This is a genomic window from Vibrio sp. 10N.261.46.A3 (genome assembly GCF_041472995.1).
Lineage (GTDB): Bacteria > Pseudomonadota > Gammaproteobacteria > Enterobacterales > Vibrionaceae > Vibrio > Vibrio coralliirubri.
The window spans coordinates 78915-99930 of the sequence record NZ_JBFRRH010000035.1 but is presented as its reverse complement, the minus strand read 5'-3'; the positions used below and the strand labels follow the sequence as shown (position 1 = coordinate 99930).

Below are 21016 nucleotides of genomic sequence, written 5' to 3'. Positions count from 1 at the left end.
ATACCTAAATTGGAGGAAAGTACTAATTGCTGAATAAATTATAGTCTTCAGCTTTAGATGGCGTTAAAATAGGTTTTTTCAACCCTAATAGTAAAGAAAATTGGCCGCGTAATGAACCTAAGTACCAAACAAAAGCAGCATCTAAAGGGCCTAGCTCACAGTTTAAAACCTGTTGTGCTAATGGGCGCAAATGGACTTACTGAAGCTGTTCTAGCGGAAATCGAATTAGCTCTAGACCACCACGAACTGATCAAGATTAAAGTTGCATCAGAAGACCGTGAGACTAAGCAACTGATTATCGATGCAATTGTACGTGAGACTAAAGCTGAGAAAGTACAGACTATCGGTAAAGTTCTAGTACTGTTCCGTCAGTCAGAAGCACGTAAAATCGAGATTCCACGTAAATAAGCGAGCTTAATATAAGCTAACTTCACTTATAGGAAGCCACAGCGTTTATCTTTTAGTGTAGCGTGAGAAACGAAAAAGGTCGCATTTAGCGACCTTTTTACTTATCAGAAACAAAGAAAATTCAATTAGATATATTCTACTTTGTCAATTTCGAAGTCTTTGTCACCACCAGGGGTAGAGATCATGACTTCGTCGCCTTCCATTTTACCGATAAGGCCGCGAGCAATTGGCGATTTCACAGAAATACGACCCGTTTTGATGTCTGCTTCGTCTTCTGAAACGATTTGGTAGCGGAACTCATCATCGGTATCCACATCAATCAGCGTCACTGTCGTACCAAAGATAATCTTGCCCGTATTATCCATTTGCGTTACATCGATGATCTGAGCCAGTGATAGCTTATATTCAATATCACGGATCTGAGCTTCACAAATACCCTGCTCTTCACGAGCAGCGTGGTATTCAGCATTCTCTTTCAGGTCACCTAGTTCACGTGCTTCACCAATAGCTGCTGAGATAACAGGGCGTAGCTTAAGTAGGCGATCTAATTCGTCACGTAGCTGCTGAGCGCCACGTACTGTCATTGGAACCTTTTCCATTTTTTACCTCTATGCCAAAGCTTTCTTTGGCCAACATAAATACACCCAACGCATTTATTGGGTGATAGAAACAAAACGATTTGGCTTAGTGTAAACAAACTTTATGGCTAAATCACCTTTATTCCACTTTGCGTTATAAAAGCTTTATCTAGGTCTAAATTACAGATATCACAAAAATGAATAATAACTCCCCTATCAATAAGTAGAGAGTTAAATACCTAAAAAAACAAAAAACAAACAAAATAAACACAGATCACACTTTTATAAAAATCAATTTAAAACATGCACTTAAACAACAATAGATATAATAAAACAGTGTTCATTTTTTAGTTTTATATCATTTTACTAACTGACTATGGAACTTTAGAGGTAAAAAGTAACCCATGGATTGCACTGGCATTTTTCAGACTTCTGTTCTAATCATGATTATGAAGCCTGATTAATACAGGCAATACACAAAAGGGTTCAAATCCTTGATAAAACTTCTATGGACAGTAATTAGGAATTAATAACATGAACAACAAGACTCTGATCGCTCTAGCAGTAGCGGCAACAGTATCAGCTGGCGCAAATGCAGCAAACGTATACAGCCAAGATGGCACAGAACTAAACGTTGGTGGTCGCGCGGAATTCCGTGGTGATTTCATTGGTAACGGTGGTGACGAAATTGAAGGTACAATGGCTAACAACAGCCGTTTCCGTCTAAATGTTGGCGGTACTACAGAAATCAACGAATCACTAAGCGGCTTCGGTTTCTACGAAGCTGAGCAAACAGTGAACTCTTCAAGCGACAACACTGCTAATGAAGACTTCAAACAGCGTTACATGTTTGCTGGTCTTCAAGGTGATTTCGGTGCAGTATCATTTGGTCGCCAAGATACAGCAGCAGTACAAATCTCTCAAATGTCTGATGTAACGACATTTACTGGTGCTCAAAAAGAATTCATCAACGCTGGTAACGAGCAAATCAACAACACCATCCTTTACACTGGCGAATTTGACGCGCTAACAGTAAAAGCAAGTTTCGTTGCTGGTGAAGAGAAAGATACTGACGCTTACGGTGTTTCTGGTATCTACACTCTGCCAATGGGTCTAGGCTTCGGTCTTGGTTACTCTGCTGGTGATAACGGTGATACTGTTGGTGCAGGTTCTGGCAACGCTATCATCGCTGGTGTGAACTACACGCTTGACTCTCTATACCTAGCAGGTACATACACTACAGGTGAAACAAACGATAAGACAAGTTCTGACTTCAACGGTATGGAATTTGCCGCGACTTACGGCTTTGGTAACGGCTTCACTCTAATGGGTGCATACCAAAAAACTGAGCAAGATGTAATTGGTCAAACTATTGATAAAAGTGATTTCTTCGAGGTCACTGGTGATTACGCATTTAACAAAAACCTAAATGCTTACGTTGCTTACATGCTAAACAACATGGACGAAAGCACTAGTGGTGCTAAAGACGCAGAAGACACTCTACGTCTAGGTCTAAAATACGCATTCTAATCTGTTAACAAGTATCCTTGTTATCTAGAATCAAAACGCCCGCTATCTAGCGGGCGTTTTTTATATCTGTATACTGAAAACATCAGCCATCCAAGAAATCTTCTATGCGCCTTCTATCCACACTACTTGTATGTAGTTTTTCCATTAGCGCTTTCTCAGTTAACGCTTTCGCTTACCCCCCTCTAGATAAACTGCCTGATGGCAGTAGCACCAGTGTAATTTTGGAATCCCTGAAAGGCGATTCAAACAAAATGAATTCCAACATTGATGGCTTCTATCCACCCGCTAGTACTTTAAAGCTGGTGACTGCTTTGGCGGCTAAGTTGGAGTTAGGGAATGACTTTCACTACACGACCAGCATTGCTCGTTCAGGGAATGACTCAATCATTTCATTTAGTGGCGACCCAACGCTGCAACGAGAACAGCTTAAAAGTCTTTTAGCTCAATACGCAAAATCTCAATCCAGAACCATCAAAGGCAACTTATACCTAGATAACTCGACTTTTACGGGCTATCAGCGAGCGGTGGGTTGGCCTTGGGACATTCTAGGGGTTTGTTACAGCGCGCCTTCTAGTGCAATGACCTTAGACAGCAACTGCGCACAAGCCTCTATTTATACAAAAGATAATGGTGCGACACGCGTTTATATTCCCGCTCACTATCCGATAGACGTGACGACCACCGCTTCCACGGTAACTCGCTCTGGGCAGAAGGCAACACAATGCGACTTGGAGCTCATCACGACACCAGATAACACTTACAAGCTCTCTGGTTGCTTAGTTGAACGTAAAAAGCCACTGCCACTCAAGTTCGCGATTCAAAATCCTGAGCTTTACACCTATCAAGTCGTTACATCGCTTCTCAAAGAACTGAAAATCGAAGTAAAAGGTGATGTGATTATTGGTAAAAAAACTAAAGCAGACAAAACCACGTTAGTCGCTAGTCACAACTCAGAAAAGCTTCCTGAACTGCTCGATATCATGCTCAAGAAGTCAGATAACCTTATCGCAGATAATCTAACTAAAACGCTAGGAGCGACATTTTATGTTCAACCAGGCAGTTTCAATAACGGTACTGAAGCGATAAAGCAGATATTGCTAACCAAGGCTAATATTGACCTCAGTAAAGCGCAGCTCGTCGATGGTTCAGGGCTATCTAGAAATAACCGAATGAGGTCACAGACCATGGCTCAAGTGCTTCGTTATATCTGGGAAAACGATCAACAGCTCAACCTGATTGAGGCTATGCCTACATCTGGCACTGATGGAACGCTCAAATACCGTCAAAGCATGAGAAAAGCACCGATTCAAGGCAACATTATCGCCAAAAGTGGTTCTCTATACGGCAGTTACAACATGGCGGGATACGGATTAGATAAAGCGGGAAAACCAAACTCTCTGTTTGTGCAATTTGTCCGTGATTACTTCCCTGAAGAACAAGATCCAAACAAACCAGTAGAAGCACCTATCACCCAGTTTGAGCGTGCTTTCTACAAAGATGTGGTCGAGTTCAGTCAAACACAAAGCAAATCTAAGTAATGCTTAGCTCTGTGTAAACTTCTACTTAAACAATAAAAATGGCGCTGAAGACTCTCAATCTTCAGCGCCATTTTTGTTTCTCAGATGTATTTAGCTATTTTTATCAGCTTTTAAGCGATTCCTAGGAATGAGTTCACGACAGTGAAGTAGATCCACATTCCTGAGATATCCACTATCGAAGCAAGCACAGGGCTCACTAACACCGCTGGATCAAGCTTAAATAGCCTAGCAACTATCGGTAACCCTCCGCCGAGTACGGTAGATATGGTCACCTGAATAAACAGCGCGACCGCAATCGCTAACGCAATCATGTTGATGTCATAGCCACCTGTCGATTGGTTTTCACTGAATAGCAAAATACGTCCAATCATCACTACAGCAATCGCTAGAGCTAGACAAATAGCAACTCTAAACTCTTTCCACAGAACGTTAGCCCATTGGCGTTTTTTCAACTCACCGGTGGCTAAGGCTCTAATCACCAAAGTCGCGGCTTGTGTTCCGGTGTTACCACCAGCAGCAGCAATTACCGGCATGTAGATTGCCAAAAGTACCAACTGACTGAGAATGTCTTCATACTGAGCAATGATAAGCCCTGAGACGATTCCCAATAGTGCTAACGCAATAATCCAACCGATACGCTGCCTAACGTGGCTCATGACGCCAGTAGAAAGGTAGCCCTGCTGAGGTTCTACCTCTGAGTAGATCAGCCCTAGTTGGTGAGCTAGATGTCGAGAACGCTTCTCAAAGCCCAGCTCTTCTAGCTCACTAAGTAAAGTCTGAATCGTACTAAGAGAGCATTGCCCCAGCACTAGCACCGCATCTTCAAGCGGCATTCGGTTCAAAAGGTTAATTTGTTGTTCACGTCCGTACTGTTGAAATGCATTCGATACAGCTTGGATGTCTTGCTCTGAGTACAGAGCTTCAATAGATAAAAAAGTGTTGTTCATTACCGTCATGGCGAATCTCCCGATTGGCAAAGGTAACGACCATCAAAACAAATAGCCTATAGCTAATACACCAAGAGCGTGCAGCTAAGCGCACCAAGAGCTGAAAGCTACTGATGTGTCTACTTGTTAGAATCTAGTGTGTGGAAAAGAATGCGGGGGAAAACAAAGATACCCTACCTGAACGGCAGGACAATAGATCAATACCGAGACAGGTTATTCTTCTCCATTCAAACTAGGAGGATGGTCGGTATTGTTCATAAAAATCTCCAGAATTACTGTCAATTTGACAGCGCGCATAGTGTAGCAATAGGCGTTTCAAAGTTTCGTCAATTTTAAGTCAATAAAAAAGGCATCCGTGGATGCCTTTGGGTCAATCATTGATGTGCATTATTACTTAATAGTAATACGAGCAAACTTACGCTTACCTACTTGGTAAACGGCAGTACCTGCTTCAGGTACGAATTTGCTGTCTTCAATCTTCTCGCCTTCAAGCTTAGCCGCGCCTTGCTTGATCATACGCATCGCATCAGAAGTCGAGTTTACAAGACCTGCTTCTTTTAGAACGTTCGCAATTGGCAGGCCTGCTTCGAATTCAAATTCTGGCATTTCATCAGGAACTTGGTTCTTAGCAAAACGGTTAATGAACTCTTGCTCAGCCGCTTCAGCATCAGCTTCACTGTGGAAACGAGCAATGATCTCTTTAGCAAGAAGCACTTTAACGTCACGCGGGTTCTTACCTGCATCAACGCCAGCTTTCAGTTCCGCAACTTCTTCAAGAGGACGGAAAGACAGCAGCTCGTAGTAGCTCCACATTAGATCGTCAGAGATAGACATGATCTTACCAAACATCTCGCTTGGTGCTTCGCTAATACCGATGTAGTTATGCGCAGACTTAGACATCTTCTTAACGCCGTCTAGACCAACAAGTAGTGGCATCATCAGTACCGCTTGTGGTTTTTGACCTGCTGCTTTTTGCAGTTCACGACCCATTAGAAGGTTAAACTTCTGGTCAGTACCGCCAAGCTCAACGTCGCTCTCTAGTGCAACAGAGTCGTGACCTTGTAGAAGTGGGTACATGAATTCGTGGATTGCGATTGGTTGACCACCAGCGTAACGCTTTTTGAAGTCATCACGCTCAAGCATACGAGCAACAGTTTGGTTAGAAGCAAGACGAATCATGCCTTCAGCGCCAAGCTCAGATAACCATTCAGAGTTGAAACGAATTTGCGTTTTCGCAGGATCTAGAATCTTGAATACTTGCTCTTTGTAAGTTTCAGCATTCTTCAATACGTCTTCGCGGCTTAGCGGTGGACGTGTTGAGTTTTTACCTGATGGGTCACCAACCATTGCAGTGAAATCACCGATAAGGAATGTCACTTCATGACCAAGCTCTTGGAAAGCACGAAGCTTGTTAAAGATAACCGTATGGCCTAGGTGGATATCTGGAGCTGTTGGATCGGCACCCAGCTTAATGCGTAAAGGACGACCTTCTTTTAGTTTTGCAATCAGTTCGTCTTCTGGAATCAGTTCTTCTACGCCACGTTTGATCTCGGCTAGTGCAGCTTCAATACTCGCCATTCTTGTTCACTCCCACAGATTTGGCAAAAATACATTAATTAGACATCTTACTTGAATAGCGATGTATTTTGAAACCAGTTACACTATTCCGTCGTCGATTTTCATAATATTTACAGAACGAACCGGAACATGTTGTCTATTTTTGCACGCCTTCCTATTTTGCACCGGGCTTTTATCGCATTTTTTAGTGCCATAATTTTCGTCGCGATTTTCTTACTCCCCGACGTCAACAGTTTGCGTGACGATTCGGGCGCTTTAGTTGTGGGAAAACATTACCCACTGACTATCAACGCCTCTGCGCTTATTAGCTCAAGTGACGCTCCACCGACGGCAGTGCTCAATTGGGAGAAATACACCGTTCGCTCTGGCGAAAGCACCTCTGTTTTATTTGAACGTATAGGCCTCTCATACCGCCTGCTGATCACGCTACTCAATACCAATAATGATATTAAGAAGCAGCTGTCTAATCTAAGACCTGGTGATGTCTTGCAGTTCGGCTTTGATGAAAACAACGACCTTATTCAGTTAAAACGACAACTTAGTGCGTTTGAAAGCTTCAAGATCACTAAGTCTGGCGATTCTTTCTCATCAAGTTTCGACAAAAAAGAAGTGGCATACCAATACAATTATGCCGAGGCCAACATCACCTCTAACTTCTGGAACGCTGGCGTAAGCGCAGGTTTAACCGCAAACCAAATTATGGAACTGGCGGGCATCTTCGGTTGGGATATCGACTTTGCGTTAGATATTCGTAAGAACGACAACTTCAAAATCTTATACCAAGAGAAAGTGGTTGAAGGTGAAGTGGTTGGTCGCGGTAAGATCATGGCAGCCGTATTCAAAAACCAAGGCGACTCATTTACCGCGGTATTGGATGATAAGAGCGGCAACTACTTCGATGAAAATGGTCGAGCAATGAAGAAAGCGTTCTTGCGCTCACCAATTGATTTTCGTCGCGTAACATCGAACTTTAATCCTACCAGGAGACACCCAGTAACCGGTAAGGTTCGAGCTCACCGCGGCACTGACTACGCAGCTCCTGTTGGCACGCCTATCTGGGCAGCCGGTGACGGTATTGTTCAGAAGTCGGGTTACAACCAATTCAATGGTAACTACGTGTTCATCCGCCATAGCAACACCTACATAACCAAGTACCTGCACATGAAGCGACGTATGGTGAAAACTGGTCAGCGCGTAAAACAAGGCCAAACCATTGGTACTTTGGGCGGTACAGGCCGTGTGACAGGCCCGCACTTACATTATGAATTCTTGGTTAATGGCGTACATAAAAATGCGCGTACCGTGAAATTGCCTCAATCTAAATCGTTAACGGGCAAAGCAAAAGCAACCTTTATTGCCAACTCAGAGATTCGACTGAATAACCTTGAGCGATACGGCCAGTTGCTAGCGACTAATTAAGCTACTAGCGACCAATTAGGTTAATAGCCATATAAACCAACGAAAAGAGCGCCCGTCAAGGTGCTCTTTTTTATGTTCATCGAACCACTACATCTACTATTTTTCAGTCTTCTTGTCTCGGCCTAGCATTAACAGACATGGTGTCAGTACCAAGGTTAGTACTGTCGCAAAAGCTAAGCCCCCGGCAATTGCCGTAGCGAGTTGTGACCACCACTGCGTACTCGGAGCGCCGAATTCTATCTTTTGATTAATCAGGTCGATGTTCATCTCTAACACCATCGGCATTAAGCCTAAAATGGTGGTGACCGTAGTCAGCATTACAGGTCTTAAACGTTGAACACCGGTTCTTAGAATCGCATCTCGCTTATCCAAGCCTCTTTTGATTAGCTGGTTATAGGTGTCGATCAGCACGATATTGTTGTTCACCACGATACCTGCCAGTGCAATCACTCCAATACCAGACATCACGATGCCAAACGGGCGCTGGAAGATTAGCAGACCAACAAACACACCAACCGTTGAGAACAACACCGCACTCAGAATCAGGAATGCTTGATAGAAACTATTAAACTGAGTAATCAGAATCAAAGCCATTACCGCCAAAGCAACCAAGAAAGCACTTTGTAAAAAGGCTGAAGAGTTTTCTTGTTCTTCGTTTTGCCCACGGATACGAAATTCTACGCTACTCGGTAACCCTAATTCACTCAACGCTTGCTCGATCTTTGGCAGATCGAGTGCAAGGTTATAACCCTCTTCCATATCCGCCATGATGTTCACCACACGCTTACCATCGAGGCGTTTAATCGTATCTTGCTTATGGTCGGGAACAATCTGAGCAAAATTGGTGATCGGCACCAAGCCCGCAGGTGTTTTGACTCTCAGCTGGTCGAAGCGTCCGATATCCCTTTTATCATTCGGGTAACGCACCAAGATATCGACCTCTTCTGAAGAGTCATCGGGCAGATAATCACCAATCTTGAGACCATTAGTCACGAATTGAACGGTATTACCCACCAAGGTCGCATCAGCTGCAAAACGCGCAGCATCGTCGCGGCGAATATCCACCTTCCAATCGATGCCGTCTTTACTCGCGGTATCACTGATATTGGTCAGTGCTTGATTGCCATCAGCCCAACCTCTCACAATTTTTGCAGCCTGATTAAGTTGCTCTGGCGTTCTTGCCGACAGCTCAATCACTAAGTCATTTTCAACCGGAGGCCCAGCATCAGGAAACTTATATTCAATCTCAACACCAGCGTATTGGTCGGTCTGTACTTTTAGCTCATCAATAATTGCTTTAACACTGCGGCGGTATTGCCAATCAACGGGGGTTATCGAGATCAAACCAATTTGGTCGTCACCACCCGTTCGAGTGTAAACGGTATCGAACTCGTCATGATTAAGCATCATCTGTTCAATATCGCGCATGATGACATCTTTCTCTTGGATAGAAAGATCACCATGAGAACGAACTTTGACGTTAAAGAATGGCGGATCAACTTCTGGGAAGAACTCAGCACCTAGACCCGCTTTTGAATAAGTAAAACCAACTGCAACCGCGAGCAGTATCGCACTACAAAGAATCTTAAAGGGGTGCTTAATCGCAATCGACAGTGTGTGGTAATACGCCTTGGTTAAGCCTGTGGCTTGTGAAAAGTCGCCATTATGCAGTGCAACCATTCGAGCTTGGCTCTGAGACGATACGTATTGCGGTTTGCCAATCAAACCGCCTAATACTGGCACAAACAACAGCGCCATAATCAATGAGGCAGTTAACGTAGCGATCAGAGTTAATGGCAGGAACTTCATGAATTCGCCAGTCACATCCGGCCAAAACAGTAACGGAGCAAATGCGGCTAAGGTTGTGGCAGTCGATGCAGTTATCGGCCACGCCATCCGTTTCGCCGCATCTCGGTAAGCGGCTTTACGCCCTTCACCCTCTTGCATTCGCCTGTCTGCAAATTCGGTCACCACAATCGCGCCGTCAACCAACATACCCACCGCCATGATCAAAGAGAACAACACCACGATGTTGACGGTTAAGCCAAACACCGAAAGAACCAATAACCCGGTTAGGAATGAGCCAGGAATGGAAATACCCACTAACAAAGCGGTACGCACACCAAGAATCGCGATGATAACGATCACCACCAAAATAATGGCGGATAGAATATTATTTTGCAGATCATTAAGCATGATCTTCACATCTTTAGATTCATCCCAGGTATATTTGACCAACAGGTTATTGGGCCATTCCGCTTGCTGCTGAGCACCAGCCATTACCGCTTTGACTAGTTCAACCGTTTCGATGATGTTCTCACCTGCACGCTTCTTGATATCCAACACCACCGCAGATTTGCCATCTAAACGAGCAAAGCTCTCTGGGTCTCGAAACGCTCGACGAACCGTGGCGACATCGCCAAAAGTGACCACCTGCTTGCCATCCACTTTGATAGGCAACTCAAGCACGTCTTTTAAGGAATTAAATACCGAAGGGACTTTGACAGAGAAACGCCCATAACCCGTATCAACAAAACCAGCGGCAACCACTCGATTGTTCAGAGCGATCAGATTATAGATATCCGCTTGATCTAAGCTGTAACTCTCCATCAATAACGGATCGACAATGATCTCGACGATATCATCGCGATCGCCCGCAATATCGACTTCAAGGATTTGGCGATAGCTTTCTAATTTGTCTCCAAGCTCTCGGGCAATTTGCACTATGGTGCGCTCAGGAACGGTACCGAATAGCACAACAGACAGCACTGGTTGCTCAGAAGCCAGCGTCACCTCATTTACGGTCGGCTCGTCACTGTCTTCTGGCAGTTTTGGTTTAGCCAGGTCAACCGCGTCACGCACATCGGCCATTGCTTTAGTGAGATCGACGCCGACATTAAACTCCAACACAACAGAGGCATGCCCTTCTGCTGCGGTTGCTGTCATCTCTTTTACGCCTTCAATCGACCTCAGCTCTTGCTCTATCGGCCTAACCAATAAGCGTTCGGCATCGGTTGGCGAAATACCTTGGTGCCCAACAGAGACATAGATAATAGGGATAGTAATGTCTGGGCTCGATTCTTTGGGGATCGTGATATAAGTGACGACACCAGCGACCAAGATAAGCGCCAAAAGGGAAAGCATTGTTCGAGCGCGAGACAAGGCTGCATCAATAATTGAATACATCGGCAATCTCCTACTCTGCGGTTACATTTGAGGGTTCAGCACCTTGCTCAACAGCAATCACAGAATCACCATCACGCACAAAGCCTTGGCCTACAGTGATGATGTCAACACGTTGACCTAAACCCGTGAGCCACACTCCATCTTGTTCTGCCTTCACTAGCTGAATGCCTACAAATTTCACAGTTGGTGAGTCATCGACTGAAACCAACGTTTTGACCCCGAGGTTACCCGCCTCATCCAATGCCAGCATCGCCGGTGTTATCTTGATTGCGTTTCTTGTTTCTAGGTTGAGTTTTACTTCGGCACTGACACCTGCAGGTAATAGGCCTTTGGAATTATCAATTTCAATCTCGATTGGGAAAGTATTGGTAGAGGCCGAAGAGATTCGAGAAACATAACGCAAGCGACCTTCCGCTTCTTCTCTTCCCAACAAGCGAACCAAAGCGGACTGATTAACTAACAAATGCTGGATATGACGTTCACTGACATCGGCTTCGATGACCAGAGGATCGAGATCAATCACGCCCGCGACCGGATCGCCAACCCCAACAAAGTCACCAAGTTCAACCATTAAGTCTTGAACCACACCCGAAAAAGGCGAAGTAATGACAGTATTCTTTAAAGCCAATTCCGCATTGCGCATCATGGCTTTTGCTTCTGTTAATGAAGCCTCTGCTGTGGTGTAGGCGATTTCGCCTTGCAGCCCTCTTTTCTTCAGTGACTGCGCCGCTTTAAACTCTTTCTGCTTCAAGCGATATAAAGCCGAGGCTCGCTCTAGTTGAATCTCTAAATCACCCTTATCTATCTGGGCAATGGCTTGTCCAGCTTTAACCATATCCCCCTTAACAACGTTCAATCTGACAATCTTGCCCGCGACTTCTGCACCTAGACGAGCATGCCGATCGGGCGCCGTTCTTCCATAGAGATCAATCGTTTTAAAGGTCGGTGATGAGGTGAATGTTTGAAAGGAAACCTTAGCCAACGGAATTTCTGTCGCCTTTTTTTCAGGTGACTCTTCTGCTTGCCCTACGCCTAAACCAAGCCAGATCGACAACAACACGACTAGAGTCAGAGAAACCAGCCACGGCTGCTTCAATTTCTGAAAAAGTGGTGAGTGAGAAAATAGAGTGGGCATAACAAATCCTTTTGTCCGATGTCATTCAGGCGCGCTAGTTGGCTTAATAGCGTGATGTGCAACTTCCTTATGCACAAAGGTAACCTTAACAGACCAATCCTCAACGAAGTTGGACGCTATCGACAGTTTAAAAAATATGCCGTGTACTAAAAATGAGAGGAATGCTTTGAAAAGTAATAAGTTACTAAGTAAAAACAAAAACGCCGAACATAAGTTCGGCGTTTGAAATGTTTCTAATACAGCTTTGAGCTCAAGCTATTTTTCAGCTCACGCTAGACGCTAAATGATGCACCACAACCGCATGTTGTTGTCGCGTTCGGGTTGTTCACAAAGAAACGAGCGCCTTCTAGGCCTTCTGTGTAATCAACCATGCCGCCCATTAAGTACTGTAGGCTCATTGGGTCAACAACCAGCGTTACACCGCTGTTTACAATCGTAGTGTCGCCATCATTTACTTTTTCATCAAATGTGAAGCCGTATTGGAAACCGCTACAACCACCACCTGTAATGTATACACGCAGTTTTAGTTCTGGGTTTTCTTCTTCAGCAATTAGCGTTTGTACGCGGGTAGCTGCTGCATCAGAAAAAGACAATGGGATATTTACTTCGCTCACGACAACCTCTCTTACCTGTGTCAAAAACAACATGATACAAATCTAATTCGAGACCATAGTTGTTGAGTATTTTCTTATATTCTGGTGATTATCTAATACCTGACTGAAACGTTCAAGTATTCACCACAGGATCGGTCCTTTTACTGCTGTAAACTCGCCAATATCTAACAATTAAAACGTGTAACCACACAAAACAACCAGATTCGGGTGATTATCTGGGCGAAAGCATTCCTAGTTGGATTAGGGATAGGTACAATGCGTGCCAATTGGTCCGACAGTCAAAAGAGGATATATCAATGACCAAATCAGCAGAGCTGTACGAAAAAGCACAGCAAACTATTCCTGGTGGCGTAAACTCTCCAGTTCGTGCATTCAATGGCGTAGGTGGTTCTCCAATCTTCGTTGAACGCGCTGATGGCCCACTTATTTTTGATGCTGATGGTAAAGCGTATATCGATTACGTTGGCTCTTGGGGTCCAATGATCCTTGGTCACAACCACGCTGTTATTCGTGATGCTGTGATTGCAGCAGCTCAACGCGGCCTTAGCTTCGGTGCTCCAACCGAAACTGAAATCAAGATGGCTGAACTTGTATCTGAGATGGTTCCATCAATGGAACAGCTACGTATGGTGAGCTCAGGTACAGAAGCAACAATGAGTGCGATTCGTCTAGCTCGTGGCTTCACTGGTCGTGACAAGATTCTTAAGTTTGAAGGCTGCTACCACGGCCACGCAGACAGCCTACTTGTAAAAGCAGGTTCTGGCGCGCTGACTTTAGGTCAACCAAGCTCTCCAGGCGTACCGGCTGATTTTGCGAAACTAACGCTAACAGCAACCTTCAACAATCTAGATTCAGTACGTGAAATCTTCGCAGCAAACAAAGGCGAGATCGCTTGTATCATCGTTGAGCCAGTAGCGGGCAACATGAACTGTATCCCTCCTGTAGAAGGCTTCCACGAAGGGCTACGTGAAATCTGTGACCAAGAAGGTGCATTGCTAATCTTTGATGAAGTAATGACAGGTTTCCGCGTTGCTGAAGGTTGTGCTCAGGCTTACTACAACATCAAGCCAGACCTAACGTGTCTTGGTAAAGTGATCGGCGGCGGCATGCCTGTGGGCGCTTTCGGTGGTCGTAAAGACGTGATGCAATACATCGCACCAACTGGCCCTGTTTACCAAGCGGGTACGCTTTCAGGTAACCCTGTTGCAATGGCTGCTGGCTACGCATGTTTGAACCTTCTACGAGAAGAAGGCAACGAAAAGCGTCTAGCTTCAAAAACTAAGCAGTTGGCAAAAGGCTTCAAGCAACTTGCTGACAAGCACGGCATCCCAATGCTAGTTCACCAAGTTGGTGGTATGTTTGGTTTCTTCTTCACTGACCAAGAAACTGTGACGTGCTACGAAGATGTAACTAAGTGTGATGTAGAACGCTTCAAGCGCTTCTTCCACCTAATGTTAGATCACGGTGTTTACCTTGCACCTTCAGCATTCGAAGCAAGCTTTACTTCTCTTGCTCATGGTTCAAAAGAACTTGATGCAACACTAGAAGCTGCTGACCGCTCTCTTGCGATCATTGCTGCTGAAAGCAAATAATCGAGAGCACTTTATAAGTCGCTAACCGATTGAATTTAGGGCTGCATTAAATGCAGCCCTTTTTTATATATCGCGCTCACCAGCCACAAATATGACAGCTTATTTAGCCGTCGACTAAGGCTAAAGCTGAACCAAAAGCGATTAACGTTCCCAGAAAAGGAAAACCAACAACATCAAGGTACCAAGGAACATTCTGAACCAAGGGATCTCTTTTTTTGTTTGCTGTTCTTCGTCTTGGCATTTCTTATCTTTATTACAGCATCCCATTATCAAAACTCCTCATTGCTAACTCTCTGTTTTGCAGCCATTATAAACTCAGAACGCAAATATAGAGACCATTACCGTGTCAGAAAAACTCAAAATCAATTCCAGCCACTGGGTGATCATCATTGCCCTACTCGCGGCGGCTTATGCTTGTTACTTGCTTATCGAGCCATACGTTAACTCTATCGTGATGGCCTTTATCATTTCACTATTGATGTTCCCAATCCATGAGTGGCTTGAAAAAAAGCTCCCGAATAAAGAAAACATCGTCTCTCTGCTGTCTTGTATCATACTGACCTTCATTATTGTTATCCCTTTATTGGCAGTATTCGCAGCAATTGTTCAGCAAGGCTCCCTGTTCTCTCAGAATACTTACCAATGGGTGACCCACGGTGGCATTCAGACTCTGTTTGCTCACCCGTTAGTGGTCAAAGCGCTGTCATTTGTGAATAACTACCTGCCTTTCGACAACATTGAGCCCCAAGCCATCGCACAAAAAGTCGGTGAGTTTGCGACCAGCTTTGGTTCTAAGCTAGTTGGTATCAGTGCCAAAATCTTAGGTGACGCGACCAATTTCTTGATGGATTTCTTCTTGATGCTGTTCGTTTTGTTCTTCTTATTAAGAGATCACGACAAAATCATCAGTGTGGTTCGTCATATTCTGCCGCTGTCTCGCAGCCAAGAAGACAAACTTCTAACAGAGATAGAGCAAGTATCTAAATCAGCAGTAATGGGCTCATTCTTAACCGCCATCGCGCAAGGTTTTGCCGGCGGTTTAGGTATGTGGATTGCCGGTTTCCCTGGTCTATTCTGGGGTACAATGATGGGCTTTGCCTCTTTCATCCCAGTTGTGGGTACCGCATTAATCTGGATCCCAGCTGCAACCTACTTATTCCTAACTGGGGATACCACGTGGGCGATTTTCCTAACGGTTTACTGTGTAGCGATTGTGGGTTCAATTGATAACCTTCTGCGTCCGCTGCTAATGCAAGGCAGTGCAGGCATGAATACCCTAATGATCTTCTTCTCACTATTGGGTGGTATTCAACTGTTTGGCCTAATTGGTCTTATCTACGGACCATTGATTTTTGCGATTACCATTGTCCTATTCAACATCTACGATGAAGAGTTTAAGGACTTTTTAAACCAGCAAGACAAGAGTTAATCAACTGTTCGACAACTTGGTTGCCGAACGAGTATTAAACACTTCAAGCTTTGGGCGGATTATGCGAAAATCCGCCCTCATTTTTTGCTAACGATTCAACAGAGTGTCCTATGTCAGCTTATATTGCCCCAAGCCAGATTGCTCAACGCCAACTCGCCTACTTTGAAGGCAAACATGTTTTAGTTGCCGGTGAGGCAGAAGACTTGTTCCCTGTTGAGTTAGCGAAGCACTGTGAATCTGTCTCTGTGTTTACTTCTAATTACAGCTACTACCGTCAACTGGAGGGTTGCAACACCATCCAACGTTTTTATGGTGCGGAGTTTACTGAAGAGACCAAAGCCGACTTAGTGATGCTGTACTGGCCAAAAGCCAAAGCAGAAGCGGAATTTTTGTTGGCGATGCTATTTGCCAAGCTAGGCAAAGATACCGAGATCGTCGTGGTTGGTGAAAACCGCTCAGGCGTGAAAAGCATCGAGAAGATGTTTGCTCCTTACGGAAAAGTTGTTAAATACGATTCAGCGCGTCGTTGCTCTTTCTACTGGGGTCAATGCTTCGAGCAACCACAAGCGTTCAACCTGCAAGACTGGTTTAAGACCTACACGGTTAACATTGATGAACAACCTCTGACGGTAAAAAGCCTTCCTGGCGTCTTCAGTCACGGTCAATTCGATGTCGGTAGCCAACTTCTGCTGGATACTCTGCCAAAACTAAAAGGCAAGGTACTGGATTTTGGCTGTGGTGCAGGCGTACTGGGCGCGGTAATGGCATCTCGTAACCCAGATATCGAGCTAGAAATGTGCGACATCAGTGCATTTGCCGTGGCATCAAGCCAAGCAACGCTAGAAGCGAATGGTTTAACGGGTAAAGTCTTCGCGTCAGATGTCTATTCTGATACTGCACAAGACTATCAGTTCATCATCAGTAACCCGCCATTCCATTCAGGTTTAGACACTAGCTACAGCGCGACTGAGACCTTACTTGCTCAGGCTCCTAAGCATTTGAAGCGTTCTGGTGAGATGATTATTGTTGCGAACAGTTTCTTAAAATACATTCCAATTATTGAACAAGCGTTTGGAAAATGCGCGACTCTAAATAAGACCACTAAATTCGCGATCTATCACGCAAACAAATAACCTCTCTAGCACAGCGCAGGGTCATTATCTGCGCTGTCTGTTCATATTTTTGTCAAAACTCTATAAAAATGAGCTTTTGCACACGCTTTAAATACCACTTACTTGTCAAAGTAAAAAAACTCGTTAATTTCGTTAAATTGGAACCCGTTAATTCTATTCTCTGTACTTGTTTTCGCCCCTTTTAGCAGTACATCAAAGGAAAGTAGTACCAAATTTATGTTTAGATTCTATCGTAAGCAGAAGTTTAAGCGCCTTCAAAATACCCTAATGCTGGCATTTCTTGTCCTCAGTATTACCCCAGTGACACTCATCGCGATATTTTTCCTCCAATCGCACAGTCAGGATCTCCAGGAACAAAGCACCTCACACCTTGTTTCGGTTCGTGATACTAAGCAGCAGCAAATTGTCGATTACCTACAAGCTCAAGAATCCCAAGTGATGGGCTTTGTTCGCTCAGAATTGGCCAATGCCAGTGGCGGGCGATTTTATGGTTTGATCAATGCATTCCAACGATTGGGGTTAGATATTGACGAGGCTCGCGGTAATGCGCAGCAGCGCTACATTCAGGGGTCTGGCGATCAAATCAAAACGTCGATTCTTCCAGAGTCCAGCAGCTTTATTGGCAGCGAACGTTATCGCTTACTGCACAAGCGCTACCATAATGCTTACCTAGAACTGCTTAAACGCTCTGATTTTGACGATATTCTCTTAGTTGATATCAACGGTAACGTCGCTTATTCCGTCTTTAAAAATGACGATTACGGCACCAACTTGCTGACAGGGAAATACAAGGATTCCAACCTAGGTATTACCTTTCAACGACTAGCCAAAGACGTAACCGACCGACGTAAATCTAACGAAGATTACACGCCGGTTATCGTGTCTGATTTTAAAGACGAAAACGGCAAGCAGACCGCATGGCTAGGCGCACCTATCGTTCAACAAGGCTACCTGCACAGTTACGCGATGTTTAGGCTACCAATCAACGGCATTACTAAGTTGATTGCGGATCTCAACAAGAGTTCGAACATTCAAACGCTGCTTGTGGGTGATGATCACCTGCCGCGTAGCCTTGCTCATTCACAAGAATCAATCAATTTGAGCCTAGACGTTGTCGATAAAGCATTGGCTGGTGAAACGGCGGTTGGCACCTTCGACAACACCCTAGATCAAGCGATCATCGCAGCATATACACCAATTGAGCTGAAATACGCAACATGGGCTCTTGTCGTAGAGCTGCCAGAAAAAGAGGCGTTTGCCCGTATTCATCAGTTAGAAAAGATCTTCGTGATCGTGATGCTAACCGCGATCATTCTCGTCGTTGTTGCATCGCACTATCTGTCTAACTTCATCACATCCCCACTACTTAAACTGACCTGGGCTGCCGAGAAAGTATCGGCGGGTGATCTCGATGAAACCATGATCAATACCGAGCGAAAAGATGAGATCGGCCGTCTCGCGGTGAGCTTCGAAAGAATGCAGCGTTCGATTCGTGAAAAAATGCAGCTCATCAAAAGCCAAAACGATGAGCTTGAGGACAACCTTAAGACCATTCAAAAGCAAAACGAAGAGTTGCAACTGGCCAACAAACTCAAAGATGAGTTCTTGGCTACTACTTCACACGAATTGAGAACACCATTGCATGGCATGGTGGGTATCGCTGAAGCCTTGATATCTGGAGCGAACGGCCCTATTCCTGCTAATCAGAAGTATCAGTTGGATATCATCATCAATAGTGGCCAACGATTGGCGACCTTGGTTGATGATTTGCTTGATTATCACAAGATGCGCTATGGCAGCTTAGATATTAAGAAATCCGCGGTTGATTTGTCTGCAGCCACCAGCTTGGTCCTAGAGTTGTCTCATCACCTATTGGGCAATAAGCCAATCCGTATTATTAACCAAGTCCCAAGTGATTTAGGGCTGGTTTCATCGGATCCTCAACGACTTGAGCAAGTGATGTATAACTTGGTTGGCAATGCCATCAAGTACACCTCTGAAGGTAAGATTGTTATCTCTGCCAGCGTTATCGACGACAACATTCGTGTACAAGTGGTCGATACTGGCCAAGGTATACCGGCCGAGTATCTTGAACACATCTTTGAGCCATTGATCCAAGCAGGCCAAGATGCGAGTAACTACCGTCAAGGTGCAGGGCTTGGATTATCGATCAGTCGTCAGTTGATCGAGCTAATGGGTGGTTCACTGTACGTAAGTAGCCAACCAATGCTTGGCACTACGTTTAGCTTTACCCTGCCCCTAGCCACTCAAGATGAGCTGGACAGTTACAACGAATCTGGTCACTACTCGCACTTCCAAGCGCCGGATTTAATTGATAACAGCCAACAAGAAAATAGTGTTATCAGTGAGAATCCAGATGGCCCATTATTGGTTATCGCCGATGATGAGCCGGTTAACCTGCGAGTATTAGACAGCTTCTTGAAATTAGAAGGTTATCGAGTACGTACTGCATGTGATGGCCCTGAAACCATTGAACTGATTGAAAAAGAGAAGCCAGAGCTGCTTCTACTCGACATCATGATGCCAGGAATGAGCGGCTATCAGGTTTGTGAAGCACTGAGAAAGCAATACGATCATGCTCAATTGCCAATCATCATGCTAACGGCACTCAACCAAGCAGAAGACCGTGTTCGAGGTTTCGAAGCTGGCGCCAATGACTACTTGTCTAAACCGTTCAACAAACAAGAACTTGCTGCTCGAATTACAGCGCATCTTTCAGCAAGTAAAGCTGAACAAAGACGCCTTGAAAACGACCAACTGCAACTCGAGCTCAAACATAGAGCGATGGTTGAGGCTAACTTGTTAGAAACTCAAGGGCGCTTATTAGAGCAACTAGAATCGGCACCTGAAGCCATCATCTGTATTCGTGATGACCAACGTATTCGCTTTGCTAACGAAGCGGCGGCGAAGCTATTCAGGCGCGGACAAGAACAACTTAAACGCTCAATGGCCGACGAGATCATTGCGCCTAAGTACCTTAAGGTGGAACAAGCCCACTACTGCGGTGACATTGATATCTATATAGACGACACACGTCAGCGCATACCAAGTGACATCCTTAAGCTGCCTGAAGGCTCAGGGCTCGACACCATGTATATCTTTAATGTAGGTGGTGGTGTTAACTCCAACCGAATCAATAACCTTGAAACGGCGGTTGAGGCTCTTTCTAGCTATGCCTTTGAAGGCGACAAAGACAAGTTACAGCAGCTGAAAGAGCTTGGCGGAGAATTTACTCGTCTTGCTGACAAGGCAACCGGTGAAGGTAAAAACAAACAAGAGTTAATGCGTGAGGTACTGGTCGATGCGATGACTAATGCCATCATCTACTGGGAATCAGTGACTGGTGAAACCAAGTTTGCTTTCGCCGAAAAGAGTGGCTTGTGGCGCGTCTACTTAGACCGCAGTACACTGCAAACTCGAACGCTAGACAAATACCTACGCGTCGAAACCCTACCGAAAACGCCTCGCTGGCGAACGGTACTGAGCTCAATCGAATTCATACTGGAACACTGTAAAGAACAGACGCCAGAAAGAACCCATATTGAGATGCTAAGGGATAAACTGCAGAAACTACTGACCAGTTAAACCCTGAACCAACATCACCAAATTAGCCCACCTAGCGTGGGCTTTTTTGTACGACTCATAAACACAAAAAGTAGAATTGCAACGCACTTTTTTTACGTCTTTAAACAAGGAAGAATTCACGCCAATTACGCACAGTGCGTGCTTGTAAGTGTCAGTACTTTTCGTTCTATTCTCAATCATATCTGACCGTTATCTGACTCTTTGTTGCAGTTTGAGAAGCGAGTCACAACAGAACGGCAGATTTAATTTTCTAGGGAAATTTAACGTAAAACTGGCAAGTGACCGAGATCTACAATTATACCAACGTAGGGTAAAGCATTATA

General features: G+C 44.7%; 15 protein-coding genes. 8 read left to right on the top strand and 7 right to left on the bottom strand.

Annotation, left to right across the window (positions count from 1 at the left end):
* Nucleotides 1-111: 111 nt before the first annotated feature.
* Nucleotides 112-408 (top strand): ribosome assembly RNA-binding protein YhbY, encoded by a 297-nt coding sequence (gene yhbY, locus AB4484_RS10015; RefSeq protein ID WP_004738252.1) that lies wholly within the window; start codon nucleotides 112-114, stop codon nucleotides 406-408.
* Between the two features lie 125 nt (nucleotides 409-533).
* On the opposite strand, the gene greA is transcribed toward yhbY, so the two are convergent.
* Nucleotides 534-1007, bottom strand: coding sequence for a transcription elongation factor GreA (greA, locus tag AB4484_RS10010; RefSeq protein ID WP_017059397.1), 474 nt, complete (start codon nucleotides 1005-1007; stop codon nucleotides 534-536).
* Between the two features lie 513 nt (nucleotides 1008-1520).
* Here greA and AB4484_RS10005 point away from each other — a divergent pair.
* Nucleotides 1521-2516 (top strand): porin, encoded by a 996-nt coding sequence (locus AB4484_RS10005; protein ID WP_372077860.1) that lies wholly within the window; start codon nucleotides 1521-1523, stop codon nucleotides 2514-2516.
* 104 nt (nucleotides 2517-2620) lie between these two features.
* Nucleotides 2621-4054, top strand: a complete 1434-nt coding sequence (gene dacB, locus AB4484_RS10000) for a serine-type D-Ala-D-Ala carboxypeptidase (RefSeq protein WP_372077858.1) — start codon at nucleotides 2621-2623, stop codon at nucleotides 4052-4054.
* Between the two features lie 110 nt (nucleotides 4055-4164).
* Here the strand turns inward: dacB and AB4484_RS09995 are convergent, their stop codons facing one another.
* Both AB4484_RS09995 and tyrS read right to left on the bottom strand, forming a co-directional pair.
* Complete coding sequence (locus AB4484_RS09995; protein ID WP_061038662.1) at nucleotides 4165-5010, bottom strand: magnesium transporter; 846 nt, start codon at nucleotides 5008-5010, stop codon at nucleotides 4165-4167.
* Between the two features lie 381 nt (nucleotides 5011-5391).
* Entirely contained in the window at nucleotides 5392-6579 is a 1188-nt protein-coding gene (tyrS, locus tag AB4484_RS09990; protein WP_372077854.1) for a tyrosine--tRNA ligase, read from the bottom strand.
* 129 nt (nucleotides 6580-6708) lie between these two features.
* Here tyrS and AB4484_RS09985 point away from each other — a divergent pair, with 129 nt between their 5' ends.
* A complete protein-coding gene (locus tag AB4484_RS09985) occupies nucleotides 6709-7998 on the top strand; it encodes a peptidoglycan DD-metalloendopeptidase family protein (RefSeq protein ID WP_372077852.1) in 1290 nt (429 codons plus the stop codon).
* A gap of 96 nt (nucleotides 7999-8094) precedes the next feature.
* Here the strand turns inward: AB4484_RS09985 and AB4484_RS09980 are convergent, their stop codons facing one another.
* The 3 genes from AB4484_RS09980 to erpA all read right to left on the bottom strand — a co-directional run bounded on the left by AB4484_RS09980 (nucleotide 8095) and on the right by erpA (nucleotide 12933).
* On the bottom strand, nucleotides 8095-11184 hold the full coding sequence (locus tag AB4484_RS09980; protein ID WP_372077849.1) for an efflux RND transporter permease subunit: 3090 nt from the start codon (nucleotides 11182-11184) through the stop codon (nucleotides 8095-8097).
* 10 nt (nucleotides 11185-11194) lie between these two features.
* Nucleotides 11195-12319: an efflux RND transporter periplasmic adaptor subunit gene (locus AB4484_RS09975; protein WP_372077846.1), complete on the bottom strand. Its 1125-nt coding sequence runs from the start codon at nucleotides 12317-12319 to the stop codon at nucleotides 11195-11197.
* Nucleotides 12320-12591: 272 nt separating this feature from the next.
* Nucleotides 12592-12933, bottom strand: coding sequence for an iron-sulfur cluster insertion protein ErpA (gene erpA / locus AB4484_RS09970; protein ID WP_004734539.1), 342 nt, complete (start codon nucleotides 12931-12933; stop codon nucleotides 12592-12594).
* Nucleotides 12934-13229: 296 nt separating this feature from the next.
* On the opposite strand from erpA, the gene hemL reads away from it, so the two are divergent.
* Nucleotides 13230-14525 (top strand): glutamate-1-semialdehyde 2,1-aminomutase, encoded by a 1296-nt coding sequence (hemL, locus tag AB4484_RS09965; protein ID WP_010436060.1) that lies wholly within the window; start codon nucleotides 13230-13232, stop codon nucleotides 14523-14525.
* 141 nt (nucleotides 14526-14666) lie between these two features.
* Here hemL and AB4484_RS09960 read toward each other — a convergent pair whose 3' ends face one another.
* Nucleotides 14667-14792, bottom strand: a complete 126-nt coding sequence (locus AB4484_RS09960; RefSeq protein ID WP_004734537.1) for a hypothetical protein — start codon at nucleotides 14790-14792, stop codon at nucleotides 14667-14669.
* 76 nt (nucleotides 14793-14868) lie between these two features.
* On the opposite strand from AB4484_RS09960, the gene AB4484_RS09955 reads away from it, so the two are divergent.
* From AB4484_RS09955 to AB4484_RS09945, 3 genes are all read left to right on the top strand, one after another.
* Complete coding sequence (locus tag AB4484_RS09955) at nucleotides 14869-15954, top strand: AI-2E family transporter (RefSeq protein WP_017059406.1); 1086 nt, start codon at nucleotides 14869-14871, stop codon at nucleotides 15952-15954.
* 110 nt (nucleotides 15955-16064) lie between these two features.
* A complete protein-coding gene (gene rsmC / locus AB4484_RS09950) occupies nucleotides 16065-17087 on the top strand; it encodes a 16S rRNA (guanine(1207)-N(2))-methyltransferase RsmC (protein WP_048612316.1) in 1023 nt (340 codons plus the stop codon).
* Nucleotides 17088-17303: 216 nt separating this feature from the next.
* A complete protein-coding gene (locus AB4484_RS09945; RefSeq protein ID WP_065676704.1) occupies nucleotides 17304-20693 on the top strand; it encodes a response regulator in 3390 nt (1129 codons plus the stop codon).
* Nucleotides 20694-21016: the final 323 nt, after the last annotated feature.